Source organism: Burkholderia sp. 3C, from assembly GCF_054589155.1.
The window spans coordinates 1-22,233 of record NZ_BAAILN010000152.1 but is presented as its reverse complement, the minus strand read 5'-3'; the positions used below and the strand labels follow the sequence as shown (position 1 = coordinate 22,233).

The window sequence follows — 22,233 nt, the reverse complement described above, 5'->3', positions numbered from 1 at the left end:
GGGCACAGCGAACAACGCGACGACGAGGGCGAACCGCTGCTGATCGACAGCCACGACCGCTCGGTGGCCGACCCGGTCTGGGCGCTCTATGCGAACACCATCGCCCGCACCGCCGGTATCCCGACGCTCGTCGAATGGGACAGCGCGTTGCCGGCCTGGCCGATACTGCACGCCGAAGCGCGGCAGGCAGCCGAGGTCATGCGCGGCGCGTCCATCCAGGAGCACGCTCATGCGTCATGACGCACACCTCCCCGGCGCATCGATGCAAGATTTCGCGGCCGGGCTGCTCGACCCCGCCTGCGCGCCGCCCATCGACGCAATCGCGCCGGACCACAAGGGCGTCGAGCAGCGCTACAACGTCTACCGGAACAACGTGACGGTGAGCCTGATCGACGCGCTCGCGGCCATCTACCCGGCCGTGCAACGGATCACGGGCGTCGATTTCTTCCGGGCGATGGCGCGCTTCCACGTGCGCGAAACGCCCCCGCAATCGCCGCTGCTGTTCGAATACGGCCACGCGTTCGCGTCGTTCATCGAGCGCTACGAATACGCGGCCGAGATGCCGTGGCTGGCCGATGTCGCGCGGATCGAGCGCGCCTGGCTCGATGCGTATCACGCCGAGGACCAGCCCCATCTGGCCGCCGCCGCGCTGTCGCAGGTCGCCCCCGATGCGCTGATGACGCTGCGCTTCGAACGCCACGCCGCCGCGCGCATTACCACCTCACGGTTTCCCGCGGTATCGATCTTCGTCATGAATCGCGGCGACGACGCCACCGCCACGCTCGTATCGAGCACGCCGGAAAACGCGCTGATCACGCGCGTGGACGACGCGGTAACCGTCTCGCGCCTGCCACCGGGCGGCGCCACGTTCCTGTGCGCGCTGTTCGACGACGAGCCGTTCGGCTCGGCCGCCGCCCATGCGCTCGAAGCCGATCCGGCCTTCGACCTGCCTGCAAACCTTGCCGGCATGATCGCCGCCGGCGCCTTTACCTCGATTCGTACAGGAGCTTGACCAGGATGCTTTGGGGGCCGGGCACGACCTCGATTGATGGCCTGCTCGGCGACCGGCACGCGCGCTCGTCAAGCATGACGAAGTAAATTGCACGACCCAGCATCGCCTCTCCGTTTTCCGATGAGGCGAAACTCGAATCCAGGCGATTCAACGACGCCCCATCGCACGGCATGATACCCAGACCAAAAACGGAGCCGAAATGGCTCCGTTCACTTTTATCTCGTGTGGAGAACAGCATGCCGAAAGGGTATTGGGTCGTTGCGATTCAACAAGTCACCAAGCCGGAACAACTCGTCGAGTACTCGAAGCTCGCGGGTCCGGCAATCGCCGCGGGTGGCGGCCGCATCATCGCGCGCGGCACCGCGCAATACGCCTACGAAGCCGGGCAACTGGCGCGCACCGTGGTGACCGAATTCCCGAGCCTCGAACAGGCGCTCGCCACCCGCGAAGGCCCGGCTTATCAAGCCGCGCTGCAAGTGCTGGGCGATGCGGCCGTACGCGATTTCCGCATCGTCGAAGGCACCGAGTAAGGCACGCCCGGGCAACCCTCGCCATGGACATCTCGTTGGCGCGTCGCGTCACGCCGTTGTCCATCGGCGCGGGTGCCCGCCTGGTTGCCGATGTCATTGCCGGGTCAAGCGCCGCCTCCGGCGCCGAATTGCTCCAGCCCCGTCCGCAGGCGCGGCACCAGGAAATCGAGCAGTCGACGCAGCTTGACCGGCATCTGGCCATGCGCGGCATGAACCAGATGCACGGGAACGGGTTCGACCTCGAACGCATCGAGCACGATATGCAGGCGGCCCGCCTCGATGGCGTCCAGCGCCTGATAGTGCAGAACCCGGACATAGCCCACCCCCGCGGCAGCGGCGCCGATACCCGATGCCGCCGTGCCGACCTGAAGCCGGGGCTTGATCGCGACCGCATCCACGCCGTCGTCGCCATCTCCGTCATTACGCCTAAACTGCCACGTCGGCGACAGCGTCGGGGCATTTACAACCACGCACGGCATGCCGGCGAGATCCTGCGGTGTCCGTGGCACGCCGTGTCGCGCGATGACTTCGGGACTGGCGCACACCACCGAGCGCATCGCGCCGACCTGCGTCGCGATCATGCCGCTCGACGGCAGCCGGCCGATGCGAACCGCGAGATCGATGTGCGCCTCCACCAGGTTGACGTTGCGATCCGACTGGTCGAGCGTGATGTTGATATCGGGGAACAGCGCCAGGAAATCCGCGAGATGGGGCAACACATGCAGGTGTCCGAACAAGATCGGCGCCGATACCACGAGCTCGCCGCGCGGCGCCGTGAACTCGCCCGACGCATCGCGCTCCTGTGCATCGACCAGCTCCAGAATCCTGCGCGCGCGAGTGACGTAATCGGCACCGGCGTCGGTCGGCTTGAGACCGCGCGTGGTTCGCGTCAACAACTGCGCGCCGACACGAATCTCCAGATCGTTGATCTTTCTCGTCAGCGTCGGTGTCGGCACATGAAGTGCGCGCGCAGCAGCCGAGAAACTGCCGGTTTCCACAGCCGCAATCAGCATTGTCATCGCCTCGATGCGATCCATCCCGTTCTCCGTTTTTTCGCGGCCGAATACGCTCGATCCGGCCGATACCACGCCTGCTCATGAAGGAAACATCCATGTCCGAATCGAAACTGTTTGCACCGGGACACATCGGTGCGATTCCCGTATCGAACCGCGTCGCCATGGCGCCGCTCACGCGCTCCCGGGCGGATATGGCCGGCATCCCGAGCCCCCATGCCGCCGAGTACTATCGCCAGCGCGCCTCGGCCGGCCTGATCGTCAGCGAAGGGGTGAACATTTCGCGCCAGGGCCGCGGCTACGCCTACACGCCCGGCATCTACACCGATGACCAAGCGGCGGTATGGCGCACCATCACGGACGCCGTGCACGGCGCGGGCGGTCATATCGTCCTGCAGCTCTGGCACGTCGGCCGCATCTCCCACATCAGCCTGCAGGCCAACCGGGCGTTGCCGGTGGCGCCGTCCGCGATTCAGGCCGGCGACGTCACGTTCATCGAATCGGGCGCGATCCGGCCATCGATGCCGCGCGCGTTGCAAACGCACGAAATACCCGCGCTGATCGACGACTACCGGCACGCTGCGCGACTGGCCAAAGCTGCGGGCTTCGACGGCGTGGAAATCCACATGGCCAACAGCTATCTGCTCGATCAGTTCCTGCGCGACAGCACGAACCGCCGCAACGATCGCTACGGCGGCACGACGCAAAACCGCATTCGCCTGCCGATCGAGGTGACGCAAGCCGTCACTGAAATCTGGGGCGCCGATCGCGTGGGCGTGCGAATCTCGCCGGTCACGACCTTCGTTGGCGAAACACCGCTCGACAGCGATCCGCAAACCACGTTCGGGCTTCTGGTCGACCAGCTCGCCGCGCACGGCATTGCGTACCTGCATGCCGTCGAAGGCCAGACCCTGGCCGGCAACGGCCGCGCTGCGTTCGATTTCCAGGCCTTGCGCACGGCGTTCTCCGGCGCGTATATCGCCAACAACGGCTACGACCGGAGCCTCGCGCTCGACGCGATCGACAGCGGCCACGCCGACATGGTCGCGTTCGGCCGGCCGTTCATCGGCAACCCCGATCTCGTTGACCGGCTGCGGCACAACGCGGCCTTCGTCGATGCGCCGCTGGAGACGTACTACGGCGGCGGCGCATCCGGCTATACCGACTTCCCGACCCTCGCGACCGCCTGACGCGACGTCGATTCGAACCAAGCATGACGCCGCTTCGGCGTCGCGCTTGCCCCCTCCGTCTCACGAGAACCACCATGGAACCCATCGAAAACCCCAAAGTCTTCCTGATCACCGGCGCCAACTCGGGCCTCGGCCGCGCGTTCGCCAGCGCGGCCCTGGCGGCCGGGCATCGCGTGATCGGCACCGTCCGCAGCGAAATCGCACGCGCTGAATTCGAACTGCAGGCACGCGGCCGCGCGTTCGGCGTCGTGCTCGACGTCACCGACTACGAGCGCGTCGGCCCCGTCATCGCAGACATCGTGCAAACCACCGGCCCCGTCGACGTGCTGGTCAACAACGCCGGATACGGACACGAAGGCGTGCTCGAGGAATCGCCGCTCGATGAGCTGGAACGCCAGTTCGCCGTCAACGTGTTCGGCGCGGTCGCCATGATCAAGGCCGTGCTGCCGACCATGCGCGAGCGCCGCCGTGGCCATATCGTCAACGTCACGTCGCTGGTCGGCGCGTTGAGCTACCCCGGCATTGCGTACTACAGCGGCAGCAAGTACGCACTGGAGGGCATCTCCGATTCGCTGGCGCAGGAAGTGCAGGCGTTCGGCGTACACGTGACCGCTCTCGCGCCAGGCCCCTTTCGCACCGATTGGGCCGGTCGCTCGATGGTCCGCAGCGAACGCAGCATCTCCGATTACGATCCCGTGTTCGGCCCGGTACGCGACGCGCGGCGCGCCAAGGACGGCAAGCAGAACGGCGACCCCGCGCAGGCCGCGCGAGTGCTGCTGCAACTGGTCGAACATCCGGCTCCGCCGCGCCGCCTGCTGCTCGGCAGCGAAGCTCTTGCGGCCACCCGGCAACGCCTGAAGGAAACAGAGGCCAGCATCGATGCGTGGGCGGACGTGACAGCCTCGACCGACTTCTCGTCGTGAAACGCAGCGGCGCCGGCCAAGCCGGAGTGTGATGCGCATCGGCATCACACTCCGGGTTTCGCCGCGTACACACTGCCAAACAGGTTCAGGCACACGACATTGCAGCCAGGGCATCTCGCTCACGAATCAAAGGGGGAGCGGCGCGCGGCTCCCGGGACATCGGAAATTATGGCCCAAGCCGGCTGTGCATTTTTTATCAGCTAGTGAGATCAAACAGCGACTGTTCCCGCACAGCATCCCGCTTCAGCATTACGGGCGAGGCGCGCTGCTCGCTCTCTGGCGCACCATGCAACGCCGCCGCCCCCTCAGCAACCTGACCAACGACACACATGAACCACCGCACACGATTCGCCGCGCTCACGGCCGCCCTCGCCGTCCTGACCTTCGGCGAGCATGCCGTCGCTGCGGACTACGGCAAGCTGGAACGCTGGCGCAGCTATAACGGCGTGACGTGGGATACGGGCACCGGCACGCCGTTCGCCGATTCGGCGAGCGCGCCGATTGCCGGGCTGCATACCGACGATCGCGGCCGATACTTCGTCACCACGCCGCGCTGGATGTCGTCGCGCGTACCCGCGACGCTCAACCTGCTCGATGCCGGCCCGACGTCCGGCCCGGCCCGCCTCACGGCGTTTCCGTCGGCGGCCGAAAACGCGCTCGACGCCGCCCCCGACACGGCGCTGCGCAGCGTGCTGGGCTTCTACGTCGATCGCACCAACGGCTGGCTGTGGGCACTCGACATGGGCTATGTCGCCGGGGAAAGCGAAGCACCGGCCGGCGGCCAGAAGGTGGTGATTCTCGATCTCCAATCCGGCGCGGAAGTTCGCCGCATTCCGCTCGACGCGGTGGCGGACCGCAAAGCCAGTTTCCTCAACGACATCGTCGTCGACGAAAAACGGCAGGTGGCCTATATCGCAGATAGCGGCGTGCGCGGCAACGATGCAGGCCTGATCGTCGCGGATCTCGCCAGCGGCAAGGTTCGCCGCGTGCTCGACCGGGCGGCGGTGGTCCAGCCGGAGCCGGGCGCGAAGGTGGTGTCGCACGGCCTCGAGGTGCTGCCGGGGCATCCGCTCAATATCGGCATCAACGGCATCGCGCTGTCCGCCGACGCCGGCACGCTCTACTGGACGGTCACCAGCGGCACGCACCTGCACCAAGTGCCGACGGCGGTACTGCGCGATGCGAGCGCCGACGACGCCCGGATCGCGGCACAGGTCAAGACGATCGGCGACATCGGCGGCAGTTCCGACGGCATCGCGATCGACAAGCAAGGCAACGTGCTCGTCACGAATCTGACGCAAAACGGCATCGTCAAATACGACCATCGCAGCCACACCACCAGGCTGATCGCGTCGGACGATCGGATCCACTGGCCCGACACGCTGACGGATTTGCCCGATGGCGATTTCCTGTTCACGGCGAGCGGGCTGAACGAGCATTTCATGGGTGCGATCAAGGCCGGCAACGAGAACTACGACATCTGGCATCTGCCGCGCAAGAAGTAACGCCGCCTCGCTCTTCCCGAGCGGCGAACCCGGCTCGCGGCGCGCCTGCACCGCACCAAGCCGGGTTCGTTACCCGATCCGTCCATTGCCGCCCATGTCCGCTTCCCCTGCCTCCGCGCTGCCCGCCTCGTCCGGGCGCGCGATGTTCGCCATCCTGCTGGCCGTCGGCCTCTCCATTCTCGATACGGCGCTGGCCAACATCGCGTTGCCGGCAATTGCCGTGGACCTGAAGACGTCGGCGGCCGCGTCCGTCTGGATCGTCAACGCCTACCAACTGGCGATGGTCGCGACGCTGCTGCCGCTCGCCGCGCTCGGCGCGCTGATCGGCCAACGGCGCATCTACCTGTTCGGCCTCGCGGTGTTCGTGCTGGCGTCGCTGGCGTGCGCCTGCTCCGGCACGCTGACCGCGCTGACGATCTCCCGGGTGCTGCAAGGCCTGGGGGCCAGCGCGATCATGAGCGTCAACACGGCGCTGATCCGCCTCGTCGTCCCGCCGGATCGCCTCGGACGGGGCATGGGCCTCAATACGCTGGTGGTCGGCGTGGCGTATGCCGTCGGCCCCACGGTCGCCTCGACGATCCTGTCGGTCGCGTCGTGGCCCTGGCTGTTCGCCATCAACGTGCCGCTCGGCGGCCTCGCGTTCGCCGTGGCGTGGCCGGCGCTGCCCGATTCTCCGCGCGCCCGGCATCGCTTCGATCCGCTCGCCGCGATCCTGAACGTGGTGGCGTTCTCCGCGCTGGTGTATGCCTTGAGCGAGGCCACGCAGTTCGGCTCCGCGATCAACACTATCGCCACCGCGCTGGTTGCCGTCGTGGCGGGCGGCCTGCTGATCAAGCACGAATCATCCCGCCCGGCGCCGATCCTGCCTGTCGATCTGTTCCGCAATCGATCGTTCGCGCTCGCCACCACGGTGATCGCCACGGCCTACGCCGCGCAAGGGCTCGCGTTTGTCTCGTTGCCGTTCTATCTGGAGCGCGTCCAGCATCTCGATCAGGTGCGCACCGGTTTCATCATCACGCCATGGCCGGTGTTCGTCGCGCTGGCTGCGCCGCTCGCCGGCAGGCTGGCCGATCGCCATGCGCCGAGCCTGCTGAGCGCGATCGGGCTGGCCTGCCTCGGCATCGGCCTCGTCTCCCTGGCGCTGCTGCCCGCTCATCCGAGCGCGTTCGAGATCGGCGTGCGGATGGCGATCTGCGGCGCGGGGTTCGGGTTTTTCCAGTCACCCACCTCCAAGGCGCTGATTTCCAGCGCGCCGCCAGCCCGCAGCGGCGGCGCCAGCGCCATGCTCGCCACCAGCCGGCTGATCGGGCAGGCCACCGGCGCGGCTCTGGTCGCGCTGTGCTTCAGCGTGTCCGCGCTGCACGGCTCGACCGTCGCGCTCGCGATCAGCGCCGGTTTCGCCGCGCTCAGTTCGGTGCTGAGCTGGCTCTCGCTCGCCGCGGCGTGAAGCCGGGCTTGCCCGCTTGCCCGCTCTACGCCGTCGAATCGAATCTTCACTGTAGGAGGACGTGCCCCATGTTGTCCGAATCGAAAAAACACTCACAGCCTCGCTCGCTCGTCACGCAGGCTGGCCGCCTGATCGCCGCCTGCCTGATGAGCACGGCGCTGGTGCTGCCCTCGCTGGCGCGCGCCGCCTCGCCCGACGCTGCTCCGGCAGCCACCGCCACCGCCACCGACGCGTACGGGCCGGAGCTGGAAGGCGCGACGTACCCATTCCCGGTTCGCTTCTTCAGCTTCTCGTCGCAACGGCAAACGCTGCAGATGGGCTACATGGACCTGCGCCCGGCGCACCCCAACGGCCAGACGGCGGTGCTGCTGCACGGCAAGAATTTCTGCTCCGCGTCGTGGGGCGACACGATCCGCGACATGCGCGATGCGGGCTACCGCGTGATCGCCATCGATCAGGTGGGTTTCTGCAAATCGAGCAAGCCCGAGCACTATCAATACAGCTTCCAGCAACTGGCCAACAACACCCGGCAGTTGCTGCATTCGATCGGCATCGACGCCTATACGCTGGTCGGGCACTCCACCGGCGGCATGCTGGCCGCGCGGTACGCGCTGATGTACCCGAGCGAAGTGCGCCGGCTGGTGCTGGTCGATCCGGTCGGGCTGGAGGATTGGAAAGCCAAGGGTGTGCCGGCGCAAACCGTCGACCAGTGGTACGCGAAGGACCTGAAGACCTCGGCCGACGGCATCCGCCGCTACGAGCAGGCGGTGTACTACAACGGTCATTGGGACGCCAAATTCGAACCCTGGGTGCAGATGCTGGCCGGCCTGTATCGCGGCCCCGGCAAGGAGCTGGTGGCGTGGAACTCGGCGCTGATCTTCGACATGATCTACACCCAGCCCGTCATCAACGAACTGGGCCTGCTCCAGCCGCCCACCCTCCTGATGATCGGCGACAAGGACACCACCGCCATCGGCCTCGACGTGTCGCCGCCTGAAGTCAGAGCCACGCTCGGTCACTACCCGCAACTGGCGCGCGACGCGGTCAAGGCGATCCCGCACGCCACGCTCGTCGAATTTCCGACGATGGGGCACGCGCCGCAAATCCAGGATCCCGAAGCATTCGACGCCGCCCTGCTGAAGTGGCTTGCATCGAAGTAACGGCGGCGCGGCTGGGCCGGGCTGATTGCCCGGCCATCCGCACCGCCCGCGGCGTCACGCGGCCAGTGCCGGTACGCCACACATGTTCCGTCATGCTCAGCGCTCGCGCATGAGCCGGGCCACATCCACCCGGCATTCACTCCTCATGGAGGCACGGCGCCGGGGCATGAACGCGTGGCTTGCGGCTGCGCGCCGCGAGCATCTGCGCCGTCACCAGCGCGATGCCGGCGACGGCGAGCATCACGCCGACGAACGGCACCCGCTCGTAACCCCAGCCGCCCGAGATCGCCGCGCCGCCGACGGCAGCGCCCAGTGCGTTGCCGACATTGAACGCGCCGATATTCATCGACGACGCCAGCCCGGGCGCATCGGCCGCCACCTGCATCACGCGGGTCTGCAGCGGCGCCACCATGCCGAACGCCGCGATGCCCCACACCAGCACGGCCAGGGCCGCGCCGGCATGCGTGTGCGCGGCCCACGGAAAGGCCGCCATCGTCAGCGCCTCCAGCGTCAGGGCCAGCAACAGGCAGCCGTCCAGCGAACGGTCCGCCAGCTTGCCGCCGATCGCATTGCCGATCGAGAACCCGCAGCCGACCAGCACCAGCATGGCCGTCACGAAACCCGGCGAGGCGTGCGTCACGGTCGAGAGAATCGGCGCGATATAGGTGTAGAGCGTGAACGTCGCACCGGCGCCGAGCACGGTCGCCGTCATGGCCAGCAGCACCGGCGCCCGCGTCAGCACCCGCAGCTCGCGGCGGATATCCGGCGCCTGCGTGGCCCCCGTTGCCGGCAGGCAGGCCCGCAGCATCGCCATCGCGAGCAGGCCGAACGCGGCCATCGCGCCGAACGCCGGCCGCCAGCCGATCGTCTGGCCGAGCCAGGCCGCGCCGGGCACGCCGACGATGTTCGCAATCGTCAGCCCCATGAACAGTGTCGCCACTGCGCTGGCCCTGCGATGCGGCGGCACCACACTGGCCGCCACCACCGAGCCCAAACCGAAGAACGCGCCATGCGCGAGGCTCGTCACCACGCGCGCCGCCAGCAACGCGCCATAGCCCGGCGCCAGCGCCGACAGCACATTGCCGATCGTGAAGATCGCCATCAGCCCGACCAGCACGGCGCGGCGCGGGTGATGGGCGAGCGCCAGCGTCATCACCGGCGCGCCGATCATCACGCCGATCGCGTAGGCGCTGACAAGCAAGCCGGCGGCCGGGATCGAGACATGAACACCCGCCGCCATCACGGGCAGCAGGCCCATCGGCGAAAATTCCGTGGTGCCGATGCCGAACGCGCCGCAGGCCAGTGCAAACAGCGTCAGCCAGGCATGACGCGGCGCGTCGGGGCTTGAAAACCGAATCATGATTCACTCCGTAAAGCCGAGCGCCAGAGAACATGTCGCACGAGGCGGCCACCCGCGGCCACCTCGCGAGACGCCGTTACCGCTCGAGCATGAATTCGCGCAGCGCGTCGGCCAGCCGGTGCTCCGCTTCGAGCGCGAGGCTGTGCCCACATCGCTCGAACACTTCGCTGCGCTCCACGTTGGTCGCGAACTTGCGCATGTGCTCGGCGATCAGCGGCCCGAAGAACTCGGTGGCGCTGATCGTCATCACCGGCAATTCGAGCTTGGTCTTCGCCAGCTCCTGGTTGATGCGGCCGTTCGCGAGGCCGGCCCGATAGCTTTCCAGGCAACCGCGCAGCCCGCCGGGTGCCTTCAGGCAACCGATCCACTCGTCGATCGCTTCCTCGGAAATACTGTACGGGTTGTAGGTTTCGGCCTTGATCCAGTACTCCCAGAACTCGCGCTCCTTGCCGGTGATCAGCATTTCGGGGATATGCGGCAGCCAGAAGAACGGCGGATGCCAGATCCAGATCCCTTCGCCGCGCGATCGCGCCGCAACGTGCTCGGGCGTGAAGAAGGTCCATTCCTCGAAGCCGTGACCCGACAGCAGCATCTCGCCGAACGACAGCGTCTTGACGCGCTCCGGATACTTCGCCGCGAGCACGTAGCCGTATTCGGCGCCTCGATCCTCGCCGTGCACGTGATAGCTGTCGTGGCCCAGTTGCGCCATCAGCTCGCTCAGGTCGCGCGCGCTCGTCAGGCTGTCGTAGCCCTCTTCCGCCGGCGGCTTGTCGGTATGACCGAAGCCGCGCAGGTCGGGCGCCACCACCGTGAAGTGCTCGGTCAGCAGCGGGATCAGCTTGTACCAGTAGTAATGATTCTTGGGCGTGCCGTGCAGCAGCAGCAGCGGTTCGCCCTGGCCCGCCGTCACGTAATGCATGCGGATGCCGTTGACCCATGCGCGGCCGTGTTCGACCGGCTTGCCGAGGTGATCGTAGATTTCTGCCATCGTCGTTTCCTTCCAATCGTCGAGTCGATACGGCCTGGCAGCCACGACTCCAAACTCCGGCTGCGATCGTGCAGCCGGCATCGAAGCTGTACTATGAACCTTCACGCTTAAAGATATAATCCCAATAAATCACGAATATCTTTCACGTTTTTCGGGAAAACGATGGATCGGATCGAAGGCATGCAGATTTTCCTGTCGGTCATTCGACACGGCAGTTTTTCGGCGGCGGCGCGCGACCGGCAGCTTCCCGTGCAAACGGTGAGCCGCAAGATCGCCGAACTCGAAGCCCACCTCGGCGCGCAGTTGCTCACACGCACCACCCGCAAGCTCGCGCTGACCGATGCCGGCGCCGCGTTCGCCGCCGCCACCAAGCGCATCGTCGAACTGGTCGACGAAGCGGAGCGCGAGGCGGCCGGGGAATTCGTCGAGCCGCGCGGCGACCTCGTCATCACCGCCCCGCAATATTTCGGACGCCGGCATGTCTTGCCGATCGTGTCGGACTTTCTCGCGCAGTTTCCGGAAATCAACGTGCGGCTGATCCTCGGCGACTGGAACGCGAACCTGCTGACCGATCAGATCGACATGGCCGTGCGCATCGCCCACCTGCCGGACAGCGGCATGATCGCCACGCGGGTTGGCGCGATGCGCGGCATCATCTGCGCCAGCCCGGCGCTGCTCGCGCGCTGCGGCCGGCCGACCCAACCGGACCAGTTGCGGCAGATGCCGTGCATTTCGCCAGAGGGGCCGGCCGCCACCGCATCGTGGCGCTTTCGCGACCCGGAGAAGAAAACCGCGTTCGAGGTGGCAGTGGCGCCGCGGTTGATCACGTCGGCGGAGGCCGCGATGGAAGCGGCCATGCGTGGCGTCGGCTTCGCCCGCTTGCTGCATTACCAGGCGTACGACGCGATCCGCGAAGGCTCGCTCGCGATCGTGCTGGAAGCGTACGAACTCGATCCGTTCCCGGTCCATCTGATGCATGCGCAGCTCGGGCAGATGCCGTTGAAGATGCGCCGCTTCCTGGATTTCGCTGCGCCGCGACTGCGTGAAACGCTGAAGACGCACGCGAGCGCGTGAACGCACGACGCGGCCCAGGCCGCCGTGGCCAGGGCCGAGCCGTCAGGCCGCCACAATCGGCTGCCGCATCGTGACGAATTCCTCGGCGGAAGTGGGATGGATGCCGATCGTCGTATCGAAGATCTGCTTGGTCGCCCCGGCGCGCAGCGCGACCGCGAAACCCTGGACGATCTCGCCCGCATCGTCGCCGACCATGTGCACGCCGAGCACCTTGTCGCTGTCGCGATCGACCACCAGCTTCATCAGCGTCCTGGCCTGCGCGCCGCTCAAGGTGTGTTTCAGCGGCCGGAAGCTCGAACGGTAGATGTCGACATGCCGATATCGCTCCCGCGCCTGCGCCTCGGTCAACCCGACGGTGCCGACGTTCGGGTGCGTGAACACGGCCGTCGGCACATGCTCGTAGCTCAACGCGCGATGGCGGTCGTGAAACAGCGCGTCCACCACCACCGTTGCCTCCGCCAGCGCCACCGGTGTGAGCGGGCTCCCGGTGCTCACGTCGCCCACAGCGAAAATGGTGGGGACGCTGCTGCGATACTGCGCATCCACCTCGATCGCGCCGTTCGCGGCCAGCGCGACGCCCGCGTTCTCCAACCCGAGCCGGTGCGTGAGCGGCACACGGCCGGTTGCGAACAGCACCACGTCAGACTCGATGATTTCGCCGTCGTCGAATTGCGCCCGCAGGCCGTGTGCCGTGCGCTCGATACGGGACACCCTTCGGCCGAGCCGAACATCCACGCCGGATTTACGCATTTCCTCCGCCAGGAAATCCGACACATCCTCGTCGAACGACGGGATCAGCCGATCGTGGATCTGTACCTGGGTCACGCTGGCGCCCAGCGCCGTGAAGATCGACGCGAACTCGCAGCCGATATAGCCGCCACCGATCACGAGCAGCCGGTTCGGGAATTCCGGCAGATCGAACACGTCGTCCGAGGTCACGCCATACTCGGCGCCCGGAATGCCGGGGACGAACGGGCTGCCGCCGGTCGCGATCAGGATGTGCTGCGCCGTGCAGATCTTGCCGGCCACCTCGACCGTGTTCGGGTCGCGCAGCGTCGCCCGGCCGTGCAACATCGTCACGCCGGAGCCGTCGAGCAGACCACCATAGACCTCGTTCAGACGCGCGATTTCCCGTGCTCGATTGGCTTTCAGCGTCGACCAGTCAAATCGCGGCTCGCCATCGAGGGTCCAGCCGAACCCGCGCGATTCACGGAAAGCGTCCGCATAATGTCCGGCGTAGCTGTAGAGCTTCTTCGGCACGCAGCCGGCGTTCACGCACGTTCCGCCCAGGCGCGACGCTTCCGCCAGGCCGACCCGCGCACCGGATTGCGCGGCCAGGCGCGCCGCCCGCACGCCGCCGCTGCCCCCGCCGATCACGAACAGATCGAAATCAAACTTCGCATTCCTCATTTTTCCACCGACATTCACAGAGAGACTCGACGTGGCCGGCACCGATCGGCCGACCACGTTGCGGGATTACGCCATGGGCAGGATCAGGACTTCACGCCGAACAGCGTCAACCCTTCCTGGTCGAGTGCGCGCTGCACGGCCGGCCGCGCGCCGAGCCGCTCGGCGTGCGCGTGCCATGCCGGATACAGGTTCCGGCCGTCGATGCCGATCCGGACCACCCAGCGGTAGACCGCCAGCAAATACGGATCCGCGACCGTGAAGCGGCCGCCCGTGCCATAGCCGTTCGTCGCGGACAACATCGCCTCGATCGTCTCGGACGTTTCGTCGATGATGCGCCGGCCGTTCTCCTTCACCGCTTCGTACTGCGACGCATCGCCGATGAATCGGTGAGGACGCCACAGTTCCGTCCAGCCCATGCCGTGCACCCAGCCGGCGATCCAGTTGAGCAGTTCGTGGCAACGGGCTTCCTCGAGCGGGTCGGCGGGAACCAGGCCTGCGTCGGGATACTGCCTGACCAGATACGCCATGATCGCCGGCAGCTCGGTGAGGACTTTCGTCTGCCCTTCGACATGCAGCGCCGGCACGCGCGCCTTCGGGTTGATGGCGAGATATTCCGCCGACTGCGTGGCCCCGTTGGCGATCACGGTAGGCGCCAGCGAGTAAGGCACGCCCAGTTCTTCCAGCACGATATGGACAGCAAGGGAACAGGCACCGGGCGAATAGTAGAGTCGATATGTCATGAGCGATGAGCCACCGAGAACGTTGAAAAATGGCTTGTCACGTCGCCGCCGCAGCGCTCGACGCAGGAACCATGTCTGTGTGCCCATGCTAGTGGCCCGCTTCCGGCATGTCAGCGCATTTGTACCGAAAATCTCAAAGCACCGGTAAGCTCATGATTTTCATACCCTTTCCATGTACCATCAAGGCGAACGAAACGCCCACGATTCGCGGTAATCGCTAAGCAGGCGGCAGCACGCCGAATCAACCCGCCGATCGCCAGGAAGCGCCATGTTTTTTGAAAATCCCGTAGCCCCGATCTTCTGACAAATTCGGTTTCCTGCCTTTTCGTTCGTATCGATAGTACAAAAATATATCTTTAAAATCATCGTCATATCGATTATTCGTGGTGCGAATTATGACAATCGCGACGTATTTCGACGGCCCCTCCTAGCATGTTCGTGCAAGACATCGGATACAAATACGGAGGGGGAATCATGCAAACCTATACGTCTGCCGCCGGCAGCAAATCAGCCAAGCACGAACGGCTCGTCATCATCGGCTCGACCCTGGGCACGCTGTTCGAGTGGTACGATTTTTTTCTTTATGGCGCGGTGGCGTCAGTCTTTTCCAAACAATTCTTTTCGTCGCTGTCGAGTTCCAGCGCCTATCTGTTCGCATTGATCGCGTTCGGCGTGGGCTTCGCGGTTCGTCCGCTCGGCGCGCTGATCTTCGGCCGGCTCGGCGACAAGGTCGGCCGGAAATACACATTCCTCATCACGATCATCCTGATGGGCGGCTCGACGTTCTGCGTCGGCCTGCTGCCCACCTACGCGCAAGCCGGTATCCTCGCGCCGATCCTGCTGCTTTCGCTGCGGGTGCTGCAAGGCCTCGGGCTGGGCGGCGAATACGGCGGGGCCGCGATCTACGTTGCCGAGCACGCGCCGGCCGGCAAGAAAGGCCGCAACACGAGCTGGATTCAGATGACCGGCGCCGGCGGCACGATTCTCTCACTGGTCGTGGTGTTCATCTGCCGATCCGCGTTTGGCGACCAGTTCGAGGAATGGGCATGGCGCATTCCGTTTCTGCTCTCGGCCGTGATGCTGGCCGTGTCGATCTACATTCGCACGGCGCTGCACGAGTCGCCCGTTTATGAGCGGATGAAGGCCGAAGGCAAGACCTCGCCGGCCCCCATTCGCGAGACCTTCGGGAACTGGTCGAACATCAAGGCCATGCTGATCGCCCTGTTCGGCCTGGTCACGGGCGTGACCACCGTGCTGTACACGGGCCAAACCTATACGTTCTTCTTCCTGACGCAAACGCTGCATCTGAACGTCGGCTCGGCGAGCTTCGTGAATGCGGCGTCGTTGATCATCTGCTTGCCGCTGATGTGGATCGCAGGTTCCTTGTCGGACCGCATCGGGCGCAAGAAGGTGATCCTCACCGGGTGCCTGCTGGCCGCGATCACGTTCTTCCCGATCTTCCACGCCATCACACACTTCGCGAACCCCGCGCTCGAAGCCGCCACCACGGCGAGCCCGGTGACCGTCAAGGCCGCGCCCGGCGCATGCAGCTTCCAGTTCGACCTGCTCGGCAACAAGCCGTCACACAAGGAATGCGACCAGATCAAGGCCGCCCTGGCCAAGGCCGGCGTGCCGTATTCGAACGTCGTCGGCGCGGCGGGCGAGCGGCCGACGGTGCAGATCGGCGACACGGTCATCAACGGCTTCGATGCGAAGGCGATCCACACGCGGCTCGAAAGCGCGGGCTACGCGGCCGTCGCGAGCGACTCGCAAATCAATCGGCCGATGCTGATCCTGATGCTGTCGATCCTGTGCGCCTACTTCGCGATGGTGTATGCCCCGGTGGCCGCCGCGCTGGTCGAGATGTTTCCGGCACGCGTGCGATATACGGCGATGTCGTTCCCGTACCACCTCGGCAACGGCATCATCGGCGGCTTCTTTCCGGCCGTGGCGTTCGCGATGGTCACCACCACCGGCGATATCTACTTCGGCATCTGGTATCCGGTTTTCTTCGCAGCCCTGACGTTCATCGTCGGCGCGCTGTTCCTGAAGGAACACCACAACAACGAGTAGGTGCACCGCCCGGGCCAAACGCCATCCAAACGGCCGATGCAGATCGGCCGGTGATTTTTGTTTATTGCTTGCATGCCGAGTTCGCACTGGATCGGCACATTCCATCGCTCCCGCATTAAGACGCCATCATGGATCTGATCCAAATGCTGCATGACGCAGGCATCGACGGCCACAAGGCCGATTTCTATCTGGCCTCCATGGAACTGGGCGAGGCAAGCGTTGCGGCAATTGCCCAGAAGGCGCAGATCGGCCGGACCAACGCCTACGAAGTGCTCGACCGACTGCTCGCCATGGGGCTTGTGGCGACCGTCAAACGCGGCGCGCGCACGTATGTCCATCCTCAAGACCCGATCGCCTTGCTGCGACGCGTGGAATCGCAACGAGAGATCGTTCACGACCTGCTCCCGCAACTGAAGGCGCTGCACAATTCGACGGGTGGCAAGCCGAAGGTGCGGTTCTTCACCGGCATCGAGGGCATCAAGGCGGTGCTCGACGAAATGCAGGAATGTCGATCTCGAGAGCTTCGCGCCATCATGGCCAACAGCGAACTGTTTCGGATGCCGGGGTTCGAGATCATCTCCAGCGTGGTGGCCCGGCGCGTGAAGTCGAGCATCTCGCTGCGCATCATTCGCTGCGGGCCGGCCGATTCACGCGACCTCTGGCGCACGTCCGCACGCGAGCTTCGCACACTGCGCATTGCACCGGCTTCCTTCGAGGCTGGCATCACGACTTACCTCTACGATGAAACCGTCGCGTTTATTTCATCGAAAGCCGAGCACTACGCCCTGTCCATTCAGAGCCCCGAGATGTTCGCCTTTCAAGCTTCGCACTTCGAAACACTCTGGGCCACGAGCACCGCTGACACGAACATGGCCAGCCCGCGCTGAGACATTGGCGGCTCCCCTGCGTGCGTTTGCACACTGCCATTGAGATGAAATCGCGTCTCTTTTCGAAACGCGCCGGAACGCAGTGTCTGGAGGTATCGATCCGGTGCATCAACGCCTTGATGCCGCGCGGCCTGCCAGCGAACCCGGCGGCGCCGAGCGAGCGGCGCAGCCTTGCCGAGATTCGACTGGACGTAATAAAGCCCCGGGATCAATCCCGAGGCTTTTTTCCTTCACATCGTTTTTACGTCATCCTGAGCGATTCGCCTATTCGCCATCCGCCTCGACGAGATATCGCGTCAGCTCGGCCGTGGACATCTCGCGCGCCAACCGCGCGGCTTGACCGGCCCACATGTTGCTGAAATCGGATCGCCCTTCCGGCTCCGTGATCGCCCGCAGCGGCATCAATGCGCCGCCGGCCGTCGGAAACGCCGGGGCCAGCGGCGAGATCGGGCCGATTTCACGCATCAGGCGATTGGCGATGCCGCGCGCCGGGCGGCCCGTGAACAGATTGGTGAGCGCCGTTTCGTCCTCCCCGGCCGTCAACAAGGCCTCTCGATGGAACGCGCTGATCTTCGCCTCGGGCGTCAGCAGATAGGCCGTGCCGACCTGCACTGCCGCCGCGCCCAGCGCGAACGCGGCACGCACGCCGCGCCGATCGGCAATGCCGCCCGCCGCGATCACCGGCACCGGCACGGCATCCGCGATTTGCGGCACCAACGCGAACGTACCGACCTGGGTCGACATGTCGTCGGAGAGGAAATTGCCCCGATGACCGCCCGCTTCGTAACCCATTGCAATCACGGCGTCGACGCCGCGCTCGACCAGCCATCGCGCTTCGCGCACCGTCGTCGCCGAGGCGATCACGCGCGCACCGGTGTGCTTCACACGTTGCAGCAGCGCCGCCTCGGGCAGGCCGAAATGAAAGCTTACGACCTCGGGTCGATACGCTTCGACCACCTGGCAATATGCGTCGTTGAACGGCGCACGCCCCGCCTCCCGCACCGGGCCGGCCGGGTCGAGCCCGATCTCGACGTAATAGCGCGCCAGCTCCGCGCGCCACGCCATCTGCTTCGCCGGGTCCGGCGATGGATCGGTATGCGAAAAGAAATTGATGTTGATCGGCTTGCGCGTCGCGCTGCGGATCCGGTCCAGCGCGGTCTTCATCTGCTCGATCGACAACAACGCGCCGGGCAACGATCCCAGCCCGCCTGCCTCGCTTGCCGCGATCACCATGTCCGGCGTCGTCGCACCGGCCATCGGTGCCTGGATGATCGGTAGTTCGATGCCGAGCAGCTCGGTAATTCGATTGTCTTGCCAGTTGCCCACGGTCGCATTCTCCATCGATTGATGTCTGCATTGCGTCCCGTTGCACGGGACGGCCTGGTCGCAGTGGACAGCGCAGCGGCTTACTTCTTGCCGGCTTGCTGCTCGCGCCATTCCGGGGTGGTAACTCCACCCACGCCCCAACTGTCGAGATCGACTTCATCGATCACGACGAACGTCGTGTGATGCGCTTTTCCCATGACGTCGAACAGCAGATCGCTGACGCCCTTGATCAGCGCCTTCTTCTGCGCCAGCGTCGTGGCCGATTCGCCCGGCGCGGTGCCTTCGCGTGTTACCTTGATATTCACGTACGGCATACCACCCTCCCATATTGAAATGCATTGCGCCGCATGGTCTACCAACATGCGGCGCAAATCTTCAGACCGATCCAGCGATTCAGCCGATGGTCAAACCGACATCGACGTTGTTGCGCGTCGCGTTCGAATAAGGACACAACTGATGCGCGAGGTCCACCAGCTTGCCGGCTTCCTCACGATCCACGCCGGGCAGCGTCACCAGCAGCTCGGCGGTGATGCCGAAGCCGCCTTCGGAACGCGGGCCGATGCCGATCGTGGCGGTCACCGTGGTTTCCGCCGGCACCTTGAGCTTCAGTTGCTGCCCTGCCACTTTCAGCGCGCCGATGAAGCATGCCGAGTAGCCCGCCGCGAAAAGCTGCTCGGGGTTGGTTCCCTCGCCGCCCGCGCCGCCGAGTTCCTTCGGCGCCGAAAGCTTCGCTTCGAAACGGCCATCTTCCGACCGAGCCGTGCCCTCGCGGCCGCCCGTCGAGGTCGCACGCGTACGATACTTCACGTCAATCGTCATTGTCAGTACTCCGGTATAACCAGGGAACACCAGGGTTGGCAGAGGACGTCTTGCGACGCCCACCGTGCGTCGATTTACCAGCGACCTGCGTGTTGACCGCCGTCCACGTTCAACGTTTCGCCCGTCACGAACTTGGCGTTTTCAAGGTACAGCGCGGCTTCCACGATTTCCGACACTTCGCCCATGCGGTCCATCGGGTGCATGCCGTTGAGCACGGCGTGCGTTTCTTCCGGGTGCATCGGGGTCTTGATGATCCCCGGTGCGATCGCGTTGACGCGAACGCCGCGCTTCGCGTATTCGATGGCCAGGCCGCGCGTGGTGGCGTCGAGGCCGCCCTTCGTCAGCGTGGCCAGGCCCGTCGGCGCGCCGGCGATCGCCTGGCGAACCAGCGTGGTCGTGATCTGGACGATGTGGCCGCTTTGCTGCGCGAGCATCGGTTCGAGCACGAGTTGCGTGATGTGGAAAAAGCCGCCCAGGTTCACGTTCAGCATGTTCGTGAAATCTTCGACCGTGTACTCGGTGAACGGCTTGCCGATGAAGATGCCGGCATTGTTGATCAGCGTGTCGATGCGACCGAAGCGATCGATGGCCGTCTTCACGACGTTACGCGCCACGTCGCGATCGCTGATGTTGCCCGGCACTGCGATGACGCCGTCGTCCGAGCCTTGCTTGATGTTGCGCGAGTTCGCAATGACGACGAAGCCCTGCTTGCGATAGCCCTCGACGATGCCGGCGCCGATGCCTTGCGACGCGCCGGTCACGATTGCCACTTTCTGATGATTGCTCATAGTCCTGCTCCAGTTGCTTAGTTAAACTAATTTCCCGTATTGCTACCGGACCACCCGATAGGGGTCACTGCTCAGGCCGTCAATCGATCGAAAGCGGCCTGCCCTTCGTAAAAAATCTCAGTCGATCGGCAATGCCGAGCTTCGACAACGCCAGCGCCACCGGCTCGCGGCACGGGCGCTGGGAAGCCGCCTCCCGATCCCGAATCGCCACCAGCGTCGAGCGCGGAAACATGCTCGCCACGCGAATCGCATCGTCCTGCCGCAGCGGCACGTGCATACGCCCACTCGCCCCGGCTTGCGCCGAAAACAACAGCACGGCCTTCGGGGAAAACCGGTCCGCCACATCGGCGATGCCGTCATGCCAGGACGCGCCGCCACCCATCACGTAAAGCAGATCTCCCGGCTTGTCGACACCCAGTGCGAAGCCGATTACATCGCATTCACTGACGCACACCTCGTCACTTGCATCGTGGTGAACCGGCGTCGCCGTCACCAACATCGGCCGGCCGGTTTCGCACCCGATCGAACCGGTTTCGAACGGCGCCAGCCCCACCGCGTTGCCACGCAATCTCGAAGCGACCGGCTTCGTCGTATACGTCCTGCGCGCAGACGGCAGCCCGTTTCGCCCTGCGCCGATATCTCGCCCATCACCGAGCAGCAATGCATCGATCGCCTGCGTGCCACGCACGCCCGGATCAACCTCCGCCGGCTCGTTGATCAGGCGGATCGAGCCGTACTCGATCATGATTCCCGCCTCGCCGACGAGCGTGAGAATCAGACATCCGTCTTGCATCTGAAGGCACCGTGTTGCGTTGCGTTGAAGCTATCGTAGGCCTGTTGCCGTTTTCCCAAAATCCGCTATCCTCTCTCAATGGCTGAGAAAAAACGCACAGAGGTAGATTGGCAGGACGTCCGCGTATTCCTTTCGCTCGGACGCCATGGGAGTTTGTCCGCCGCGGCGCGCGCGCTGGGCGTGAATCACGCGACCATTTCGCGGCGAATTCAATCGCTCGAAGCCACGCTGGGGGAGAAGTTGGCGGAGCGCCGCCCGGAAGGATATGTGCTGACGCCGGCGGGCACGCGCGCATTGATTGTCGCCAGCGATATGGAGACATCGGTGCAAACGCTCGGACGCGGCGGCACGGACGATTCACCGAAGGGCATCGTCCGCATCAATGCGCCGCCCGCGCTCTCGCAAGGCTTTCTGATTCGCAAGCTCGCGGAACTGCCGATTCAGCATCCAGGGCTCGACATCGATCTCGCCACCGATCTGCGTTCGATCAGCCTCGAACGGCATGAAGCGGATATCGCCATACGCGTCGATCGGCCGGAAGACGGCGATTTCATTGCCAAACCCGTCGGTTCGATGGCCTACGGCTTTTATGGCACGCCGGCGGCTTGCGAGCGCACAGAAGCCGGGGGCGATCTCACGCTCATCAGCTTCGACGAAGCGAGCACGTATATTCCTGATGCCGGTTGGCTCGCGCAGCAATTTCCGCAGGCCCGGGTGGCGTTTCGCGCCAGCAATCATGTTGCCCAGGCGGCGGCGGCGCGCTCGGGCGTGGGCCTGGCGTTGCTGCCGCACTATATCGGCCGTCAGGAGCCCGAACTGCGCCAATGCGACATCGGCCCGACCCGGCCGCCGCGAGAAATATGGCTGCTGCTGCGGCGTCAGGACCGCAAGGATCTGCCGATTCGAACCGTGGTGGAGTATGTCGCGCGCGTGTTCGACGACGCGCGTCCGATATTCGAAGCGTGATGGGCTTGATGTCATGGCATTGCTGCCATGACGTCAAATGCACCGAATTACTTCGCTGCCACGCCCGTGTCGTAATCGAACTCGATACGGATACCGCCCGGCTCATAAACCATCGCATGGCGCTTGGTGCCCTTGCCAAGCTGCTCGGGCGAAAATTCCACTCGCGCGCCCGGCCATTCGGACACCCGCTCGAACACCGTATTCAGTACTTCCTCGCTGGCGACGCGCA

Annotated in this window: 21 protein-coding genes and 2 pseudogenes; 12 read left to right on the top strand and 11 right to left on the bottom strand. The window is 65.2% G+C overall.

All coding sequences use genetic code 11. The features are described from left to right. From ACYP33_RS32185 to ACYP33_RS32175, 3 genes and pseudogenes are all read left to right on the top strand, one after another. A pseudogene (locus tag ACYP33_RS32185) lies at positions 1-240 on the top strand (multinuclear nonheme iron-dependent oxidase); the annotation flags it as partial. Then, positions 230-1,012, top strand: a complete 783-nt coding sequence (locus tag ACYP33_RS32180) for an HvfC/BufC N-terminal domain-containing protein (protein WP_459625228.1) — start codon at positions 230-232, stop codon at positions 1,010-1,012. The pseudogene ACYP33_RS32185 and the gene ACYP33_RS32180, both read left to right, overlap by 11 nt. 236 nt (positions 1,013-1,248) lie before the next feature. Continuing rightward, positions 1,249-1,542 (top strand): DUF1330 domain-containing protein, encoded by a 294-nt coding sequence (locus tag ACYP33_RS32175; RefSeq protein WP_459625227.1) that lies wholly within the window; start codon positions 1,249-1,251, stop codon positions 1,540-1,542. 104 nt (positions 1,543-1,646) lie between these two features. Here ACYP33_RS32175 and ACYP33_RS32170 read toward each other — a convergent pair whose 3' ends face one another. Then, positions 1,647-2,579 (bottom strand): LysR family transcriptional regulator, encoded by a 933-nt coding sequence (locus tag ACYP33_RS32170; RefSeq protein WP_459625226.1) that lies wholly within the window; start codon positions 2,577-2,579, stop codon positions 1,647-1,649. Positions 2,580-2,653: 74 nt separating this feature from the next. Here ACYP33_RS32170 and ACYP33_RS32165 point away from each other — a divergent pair, with 74 nt between their 5' ends. From ACYP33_RS32165 to ACYP33_RS32145, 5 genes are all read left to right on the top strand, one after another. Beyond that, positions 2,654-3,745 (top strand): alkene reductase, encoded by a 1,092-nt coding sequence (locus ACYP33_RS32165; protein ID WP_459625232.1) that lies wholly within the window; start codon positions 2,654-2,656, stop codon positions 3,743-3,745. 74 nt (positions 3,746-3,819) lie between these two features. Beyond that, positions 3,820-4,668 carry an oxidoreductase gene (locus ACYP33_RS32160; protein ID WP_459625225.1) on the top strand — a complete coding sequence of 283 codons (849 nt, stop codon included), beginning with the start codon at positions 3,820-3,822 and terminating at the stop codon, positions 4,666-4,668. A gap of 329 nt (positions 4,669-4,997) precedes the next feature. Further along, a complete protein-coding gene (locus ACYP33_RS32155) occupies positions 4,998-6,173 on the top strand; it encodes an L-dopachrome tautomerase-related protein (RefSeq protein WP_459625224.1) in 1,176 nt (391 codons plus the stop codon). Positions 6,174-6,267: 94 nt separating this feature from the next. Beyond that, positions 6,268-7,620: an MFS transporter gene (locus ACYP33_RS32150; protein WP_459625223.1), complete on the top strand. Its 1,353-nt coding sequence runs from the start codon at positions 6,268-6,270 to the stop codon at positions 7,618-7,620. A gap of 68 nt (positions 7,621-7,688) precedes the next feature. Continuing rightward, complete coding sequence (locus tag ACYP33_RS32145; protein WP_459625222.1) at positions 7,689-8,780, top strand: alpha/beta fold hydrolase; 1,092 nt, start codon at positions 7,689-7,691, stop codon at positions 8,778-8,780. A 136-nt stretch (positions 8,781-8,916) separates the two neighbouring features. Here the strand turns inward: ACYP33_RS32145 and ACYP33_RS32140 are convergent, their stop codons facing one another. Together ACYP33_RS32140 and ACYP33_RS32135 are read right to left on the bottom strand one after the other, a co-directional pair. Then, positions 8,917-10,140, bottom strand: coding sequence for an MFS transporter (locus tag ACYP33_RS32140; protein WP_459625221.1), 1,224 nt, complete (start codon positions 10,138-10,140; stop codon positions 8,917-8,919). Positions 10,141-10,216: 76 nt separating this feature from the next. Further along, positions 10,217-11,128 carry an alpha/beta fold hydrolase gene (locus ACYP33_RS32135; protein ID WP_459625220.1) on the bottom strand — a complete coding sequence of 304 codons (912 nt, stop codon included), beginning with the start codon at positions 11,126-11,128 and terminating at the stop codon, positions 10,217-10,219. 162 nt (positions 11,129-11,290) lie between these two features. Here ACYP33_RS32135 and ACYP33_RS32130 point away from each other — a divergent pair, with 162 nt between their 5' ends. Continuing rightward, positions 11,291-12,202 (top strand): LysR family transcriptional regulator, encoded by a 912-nt coding sequence (locus ACYP33_RS32130; RefSeq protein WP_459625219.1) that lies wholly within the window; start codon positions 11,291-11,293, stop codon positions 12,200-12,202. Positions 12,203-12,244: 42 nt separating this feature from the next. Here ACYP33_RS32130 and gorA read toward each other — a convergent pair whose 3' ends face one another. Continuing rightward, on the bottom strand, positions 12,245-13,612 hold the full coding sequence (gorA, locus tag ACYP33_RS32125) for a glutathione-disulfide reductase (protein WP_459625218.1): 1,368 nt from the start codon (positions 13,610-13,612) through the stop codon (positions 12,245-12,247). Positions 13,613-13,695: 83 nt separating this feature from the next. Next, entirely contained in the window at positions 13,696-14,352 is a 657-nt protein-coding gene (locus ACYP33_RS32120) for a glutathione S-transferase family protein (protein ID WP_459625231.1), read from the bottom strand. A gap of 474 nt (positions 14,353-14,826) precedes the next feature. Here ACYP33_RS32120 and ACYP33_RS32115 point away from each other — a divergent pair, with 474 nt between their 5' ends. Continuing rightward, entirely contained in the window at positions 14,827-16,425 is a 1,599-nt protein-coding gene (locus tag ACYP33_RS32115) for an MFS transporter (protein ID WP_459625217.1), read from the top strand. A 128-nt stretch (positions 16,426-16,553) separates the two neighbouring features. Beyond that, a complete protein-coding gene (locus ACYP33_RS32110; protein ID WP_459625216.1) occupies positions 16,554-17,312 on the top strand; it encodes a TrmB family transcriptional regulator in 759 nt (252 codons plus the stop codon). Positions 17,313-17,576: 264 nt separating this feature from the next. On the opposite strand, the gene ACYP33_RS32105 is transcribed toward ACYP33_RS32110, so the two are convergent. From ACYP33_RS32105 to ACYP33_RS32085, 5 genes are all read right to left on the bottom strand, one after another. After that, positions 17,577-18,638, bottom strand: a complete 1,062-nt coding sequence (locus ACYP33_RS32105) for an NAD(P)H-dependent flavin oxidoreductase (RefSeq protein ID WP_459625230.1) — start codon at positions 18,636-18,638, stop codon at positions 17,577-17,579. Positions 18,639-18,718: 80 nt separating this feature from the next. Beyond that, positions 18,719-18,952: a tautomerase family protein gene (locus ACYP33_RS32100; protein WP_459625215.1), complete on the bottom strand. Its 234-nt coding sequence runs from the start codon at positions 18,950-18,952 to the stop codon at positions 18,719-18,721. Between the two features lie 79 nt (positions 18,953-19,031). Beyond that, positions 19,032-19,451, bottom strand: coding sequence for an organic hydroperoxide resistance protein (locus tag ACYP33_RS32095; RefSeq protein ID WP_459625229.1), 420 nt, complete (start codon positions 19,449-19,451; stop codon positions 19,032-19,034). A gap of 80 nt (positions 19,452-19,531) precedes the next feature. After that, entirely contained in the window at positions 19,532-20,245 is a 714-nt protein-coding gene (locus ACYP33_RS32090; protein ID WP_459625214.1) for an SDR family NAD(P)-dependent oxidoreductase, read from the bottom strand. A gap of 79 nt (positions 20,246-20,324) precedes the next feature. After that, positions 20,325-20,990 (bottom strand): hypothetical protein, encoded by a 666-nt coding sequence (locus tag ACYP33_RS32085; protein ID WP_459625213.1) that lies wholly within the window; start codon positions 20,988-20,990, stop codon positions 20,325-20,327. A 126-nt stretch (positions 20,991-21,116) separates the two neighbouring features. Between ACYP33_RS32085 and ACYP33_RS32080 the strand changes: the two genes are divergently transcribed. Further along, positions 21,117-22,004 (top strand): LysR family transcriptional regulator, encoded by an 888-nt coding sequence (locus tag ACYP33_RS32080; protein WP_459625212.1) that lies wholly within the window; start codon positions 21,117-21,119, stop codon positions 22,002-22,004. 47 nt (positions 22,005-22,051) lie between these two features. On the opposite strand, the pseudogene ACYP33_RS32075 reads toward ACYP33_RS32080, so the two are convergent. Continuing rightward, a pseudogene (locus tag ACYP33_RS32075) lies at positions 22,052-22,233 on the bottom strand (VOC family protein); the annotation flags it as partial.

What these genes read in the sequence shown, in the direction of transcription:
- ACYP33_RS32180 (WP_459625228.1), top strand. Translation starts at nt 230, where the DNA reads ATGCGTCATGACGCACACCTCCCCGGCGCATCGATGCAAGATTTCGCG.
- ACYP33_RS32175 (WP_459625227.1), top strand. Translation starts at nt 1,249, where the DNA reads ATGCCGAAAGGGTATTGGGTCGTTGCGATTCAACAAGTCACCAAGCCG.
- ACYP33_RS32170 (WP_459625226.1), bottom strand. Translation starts at nt 2,579, where the DNA reads ATGGATCGCATCGAGGCGATGACAATGCTGATTGCGGCTGTGGAAACC.
- ACYP33_RS32165 (WP_459625232.1), top strand. Translation starts at nt 2,654, where the DNA reads ATGTCCGAATCGAAACTGTTTGCACCGGGACACATCGGTGCGATTCCC.
- ACYP33_RS32160 (WP_459625225.1), top strand. Translation starts at nt 3,820, where the DNA reads ATGGAACCCATCGAAAACCCCAAAGTCTTCCTGATCACCGGCGCCAAC.
- ACYP33_RS32155 (WP_459625224.1), top strand. Translation starts at nt 4,998, where the DNA reads ATGAACCACCGCACACGATTCGCCGCGCTCACGGCCGCCCTCGCCGTC.
- ACYP33_RS32150 (WP_459625223.1), top strand. Translation starts at nt 6,268, where the DNA reads ATGTCCGCTTCCCCTGCCTCCGCGCTGCCCGCCTCGTCCGGGCGCGCG.
- ACYP33_RS32145 (WP_459625222.1), top strand. Translation starts at nt 7,689, where the DNA reads ATGTTGTCCGAATCGAAAAAACACTCACAGCCTCGCTCGCTCGTCACG.
- ACYP33_RS32140 (WP_459625221.1), bottom strand. Translation starts at nt 10,140, where the DNA reads ATGATTCGGTTTTCAAGCCCCGACGCGCCGCGTCATGCCTGGCTGACG.
- ACYP33_RS32135 (WP_459625220.1), bottom strand. Translation starts at nt 11,128, where the DNA reads ATGGCAGAAATCTACGATCACCTCGGCAAGCCGGTCGAACACGGCCGC.
- ACYP33_RS32130 (WP_459625219.1), top strand. Translation starts at nt 11,291, where the DNA reads ATGGATCGGATCGAAGGCATGCAGATTTTCCTGTCGGTCATTCGACAC.
- gorA (WP_459625218.1), bottom strand. Translation starts at nt 13,612, where the DNA reads ATGAGGAATGCGAAGTTTGATTTCGATCTGTTCGTGATCGGCGGGGGC.
- ACYP33_RS32120 (WP_459625231.1), bottom strand. Translation starts at nt 14,352, where the DNA reads ATGACATATCGACTCTACTATTCGCCCGGTGCCTGTTCCCTTGCTGTC.
- ACYP33_RS32115 (WP_459625217.1), top strand. Translation starts at nt 14,827, where the DNA reads ATGCAAACCTATACGTCTGCCGCCGGCAGCAAATCAGCCAAGCACGAA.
- ACYP33_RS32110 (WP_459625216.1), top strand. Translation starts at nt 16,554, where the DNA reads ATGGATCTGATCCAAATGCTGCATGACGCAGGCATCGACGGCCACAAG.
- ACYP33_RS32100 (WP_459625215.1), bottom strand. Translation starts at nt 18,952, where the DNA reads ATGCCGTACGTGAATATCAAGGTAACACGCGAAGGCACCGCGCCGGGC.
- ACYP33_RS32090 (WP_459625214.1), bottom strand. Translation starts at nt 20,245, where the DNA reads ATGAGCAATCATCAGAAAGTGGCAATCGTGACCGGCGCGTCGCAAGGC.
- ACYP33_RS32085 (WP_459625213.1), bottom strand. Translation starts at nt 20,990, where the DNA reads ATGATCGAGTACGGCTCGATCCGCCTGATCAACGAGCCGGCGGAGGTT.
- ACYP33_RS32080 (WP_459625212.1), top strand. Translation starts at nt 21,117, where the DNA reads ATGGCTGAGAAAAAACGCACAGAGGTAGATTGGCAGGACGTCCGCGTA.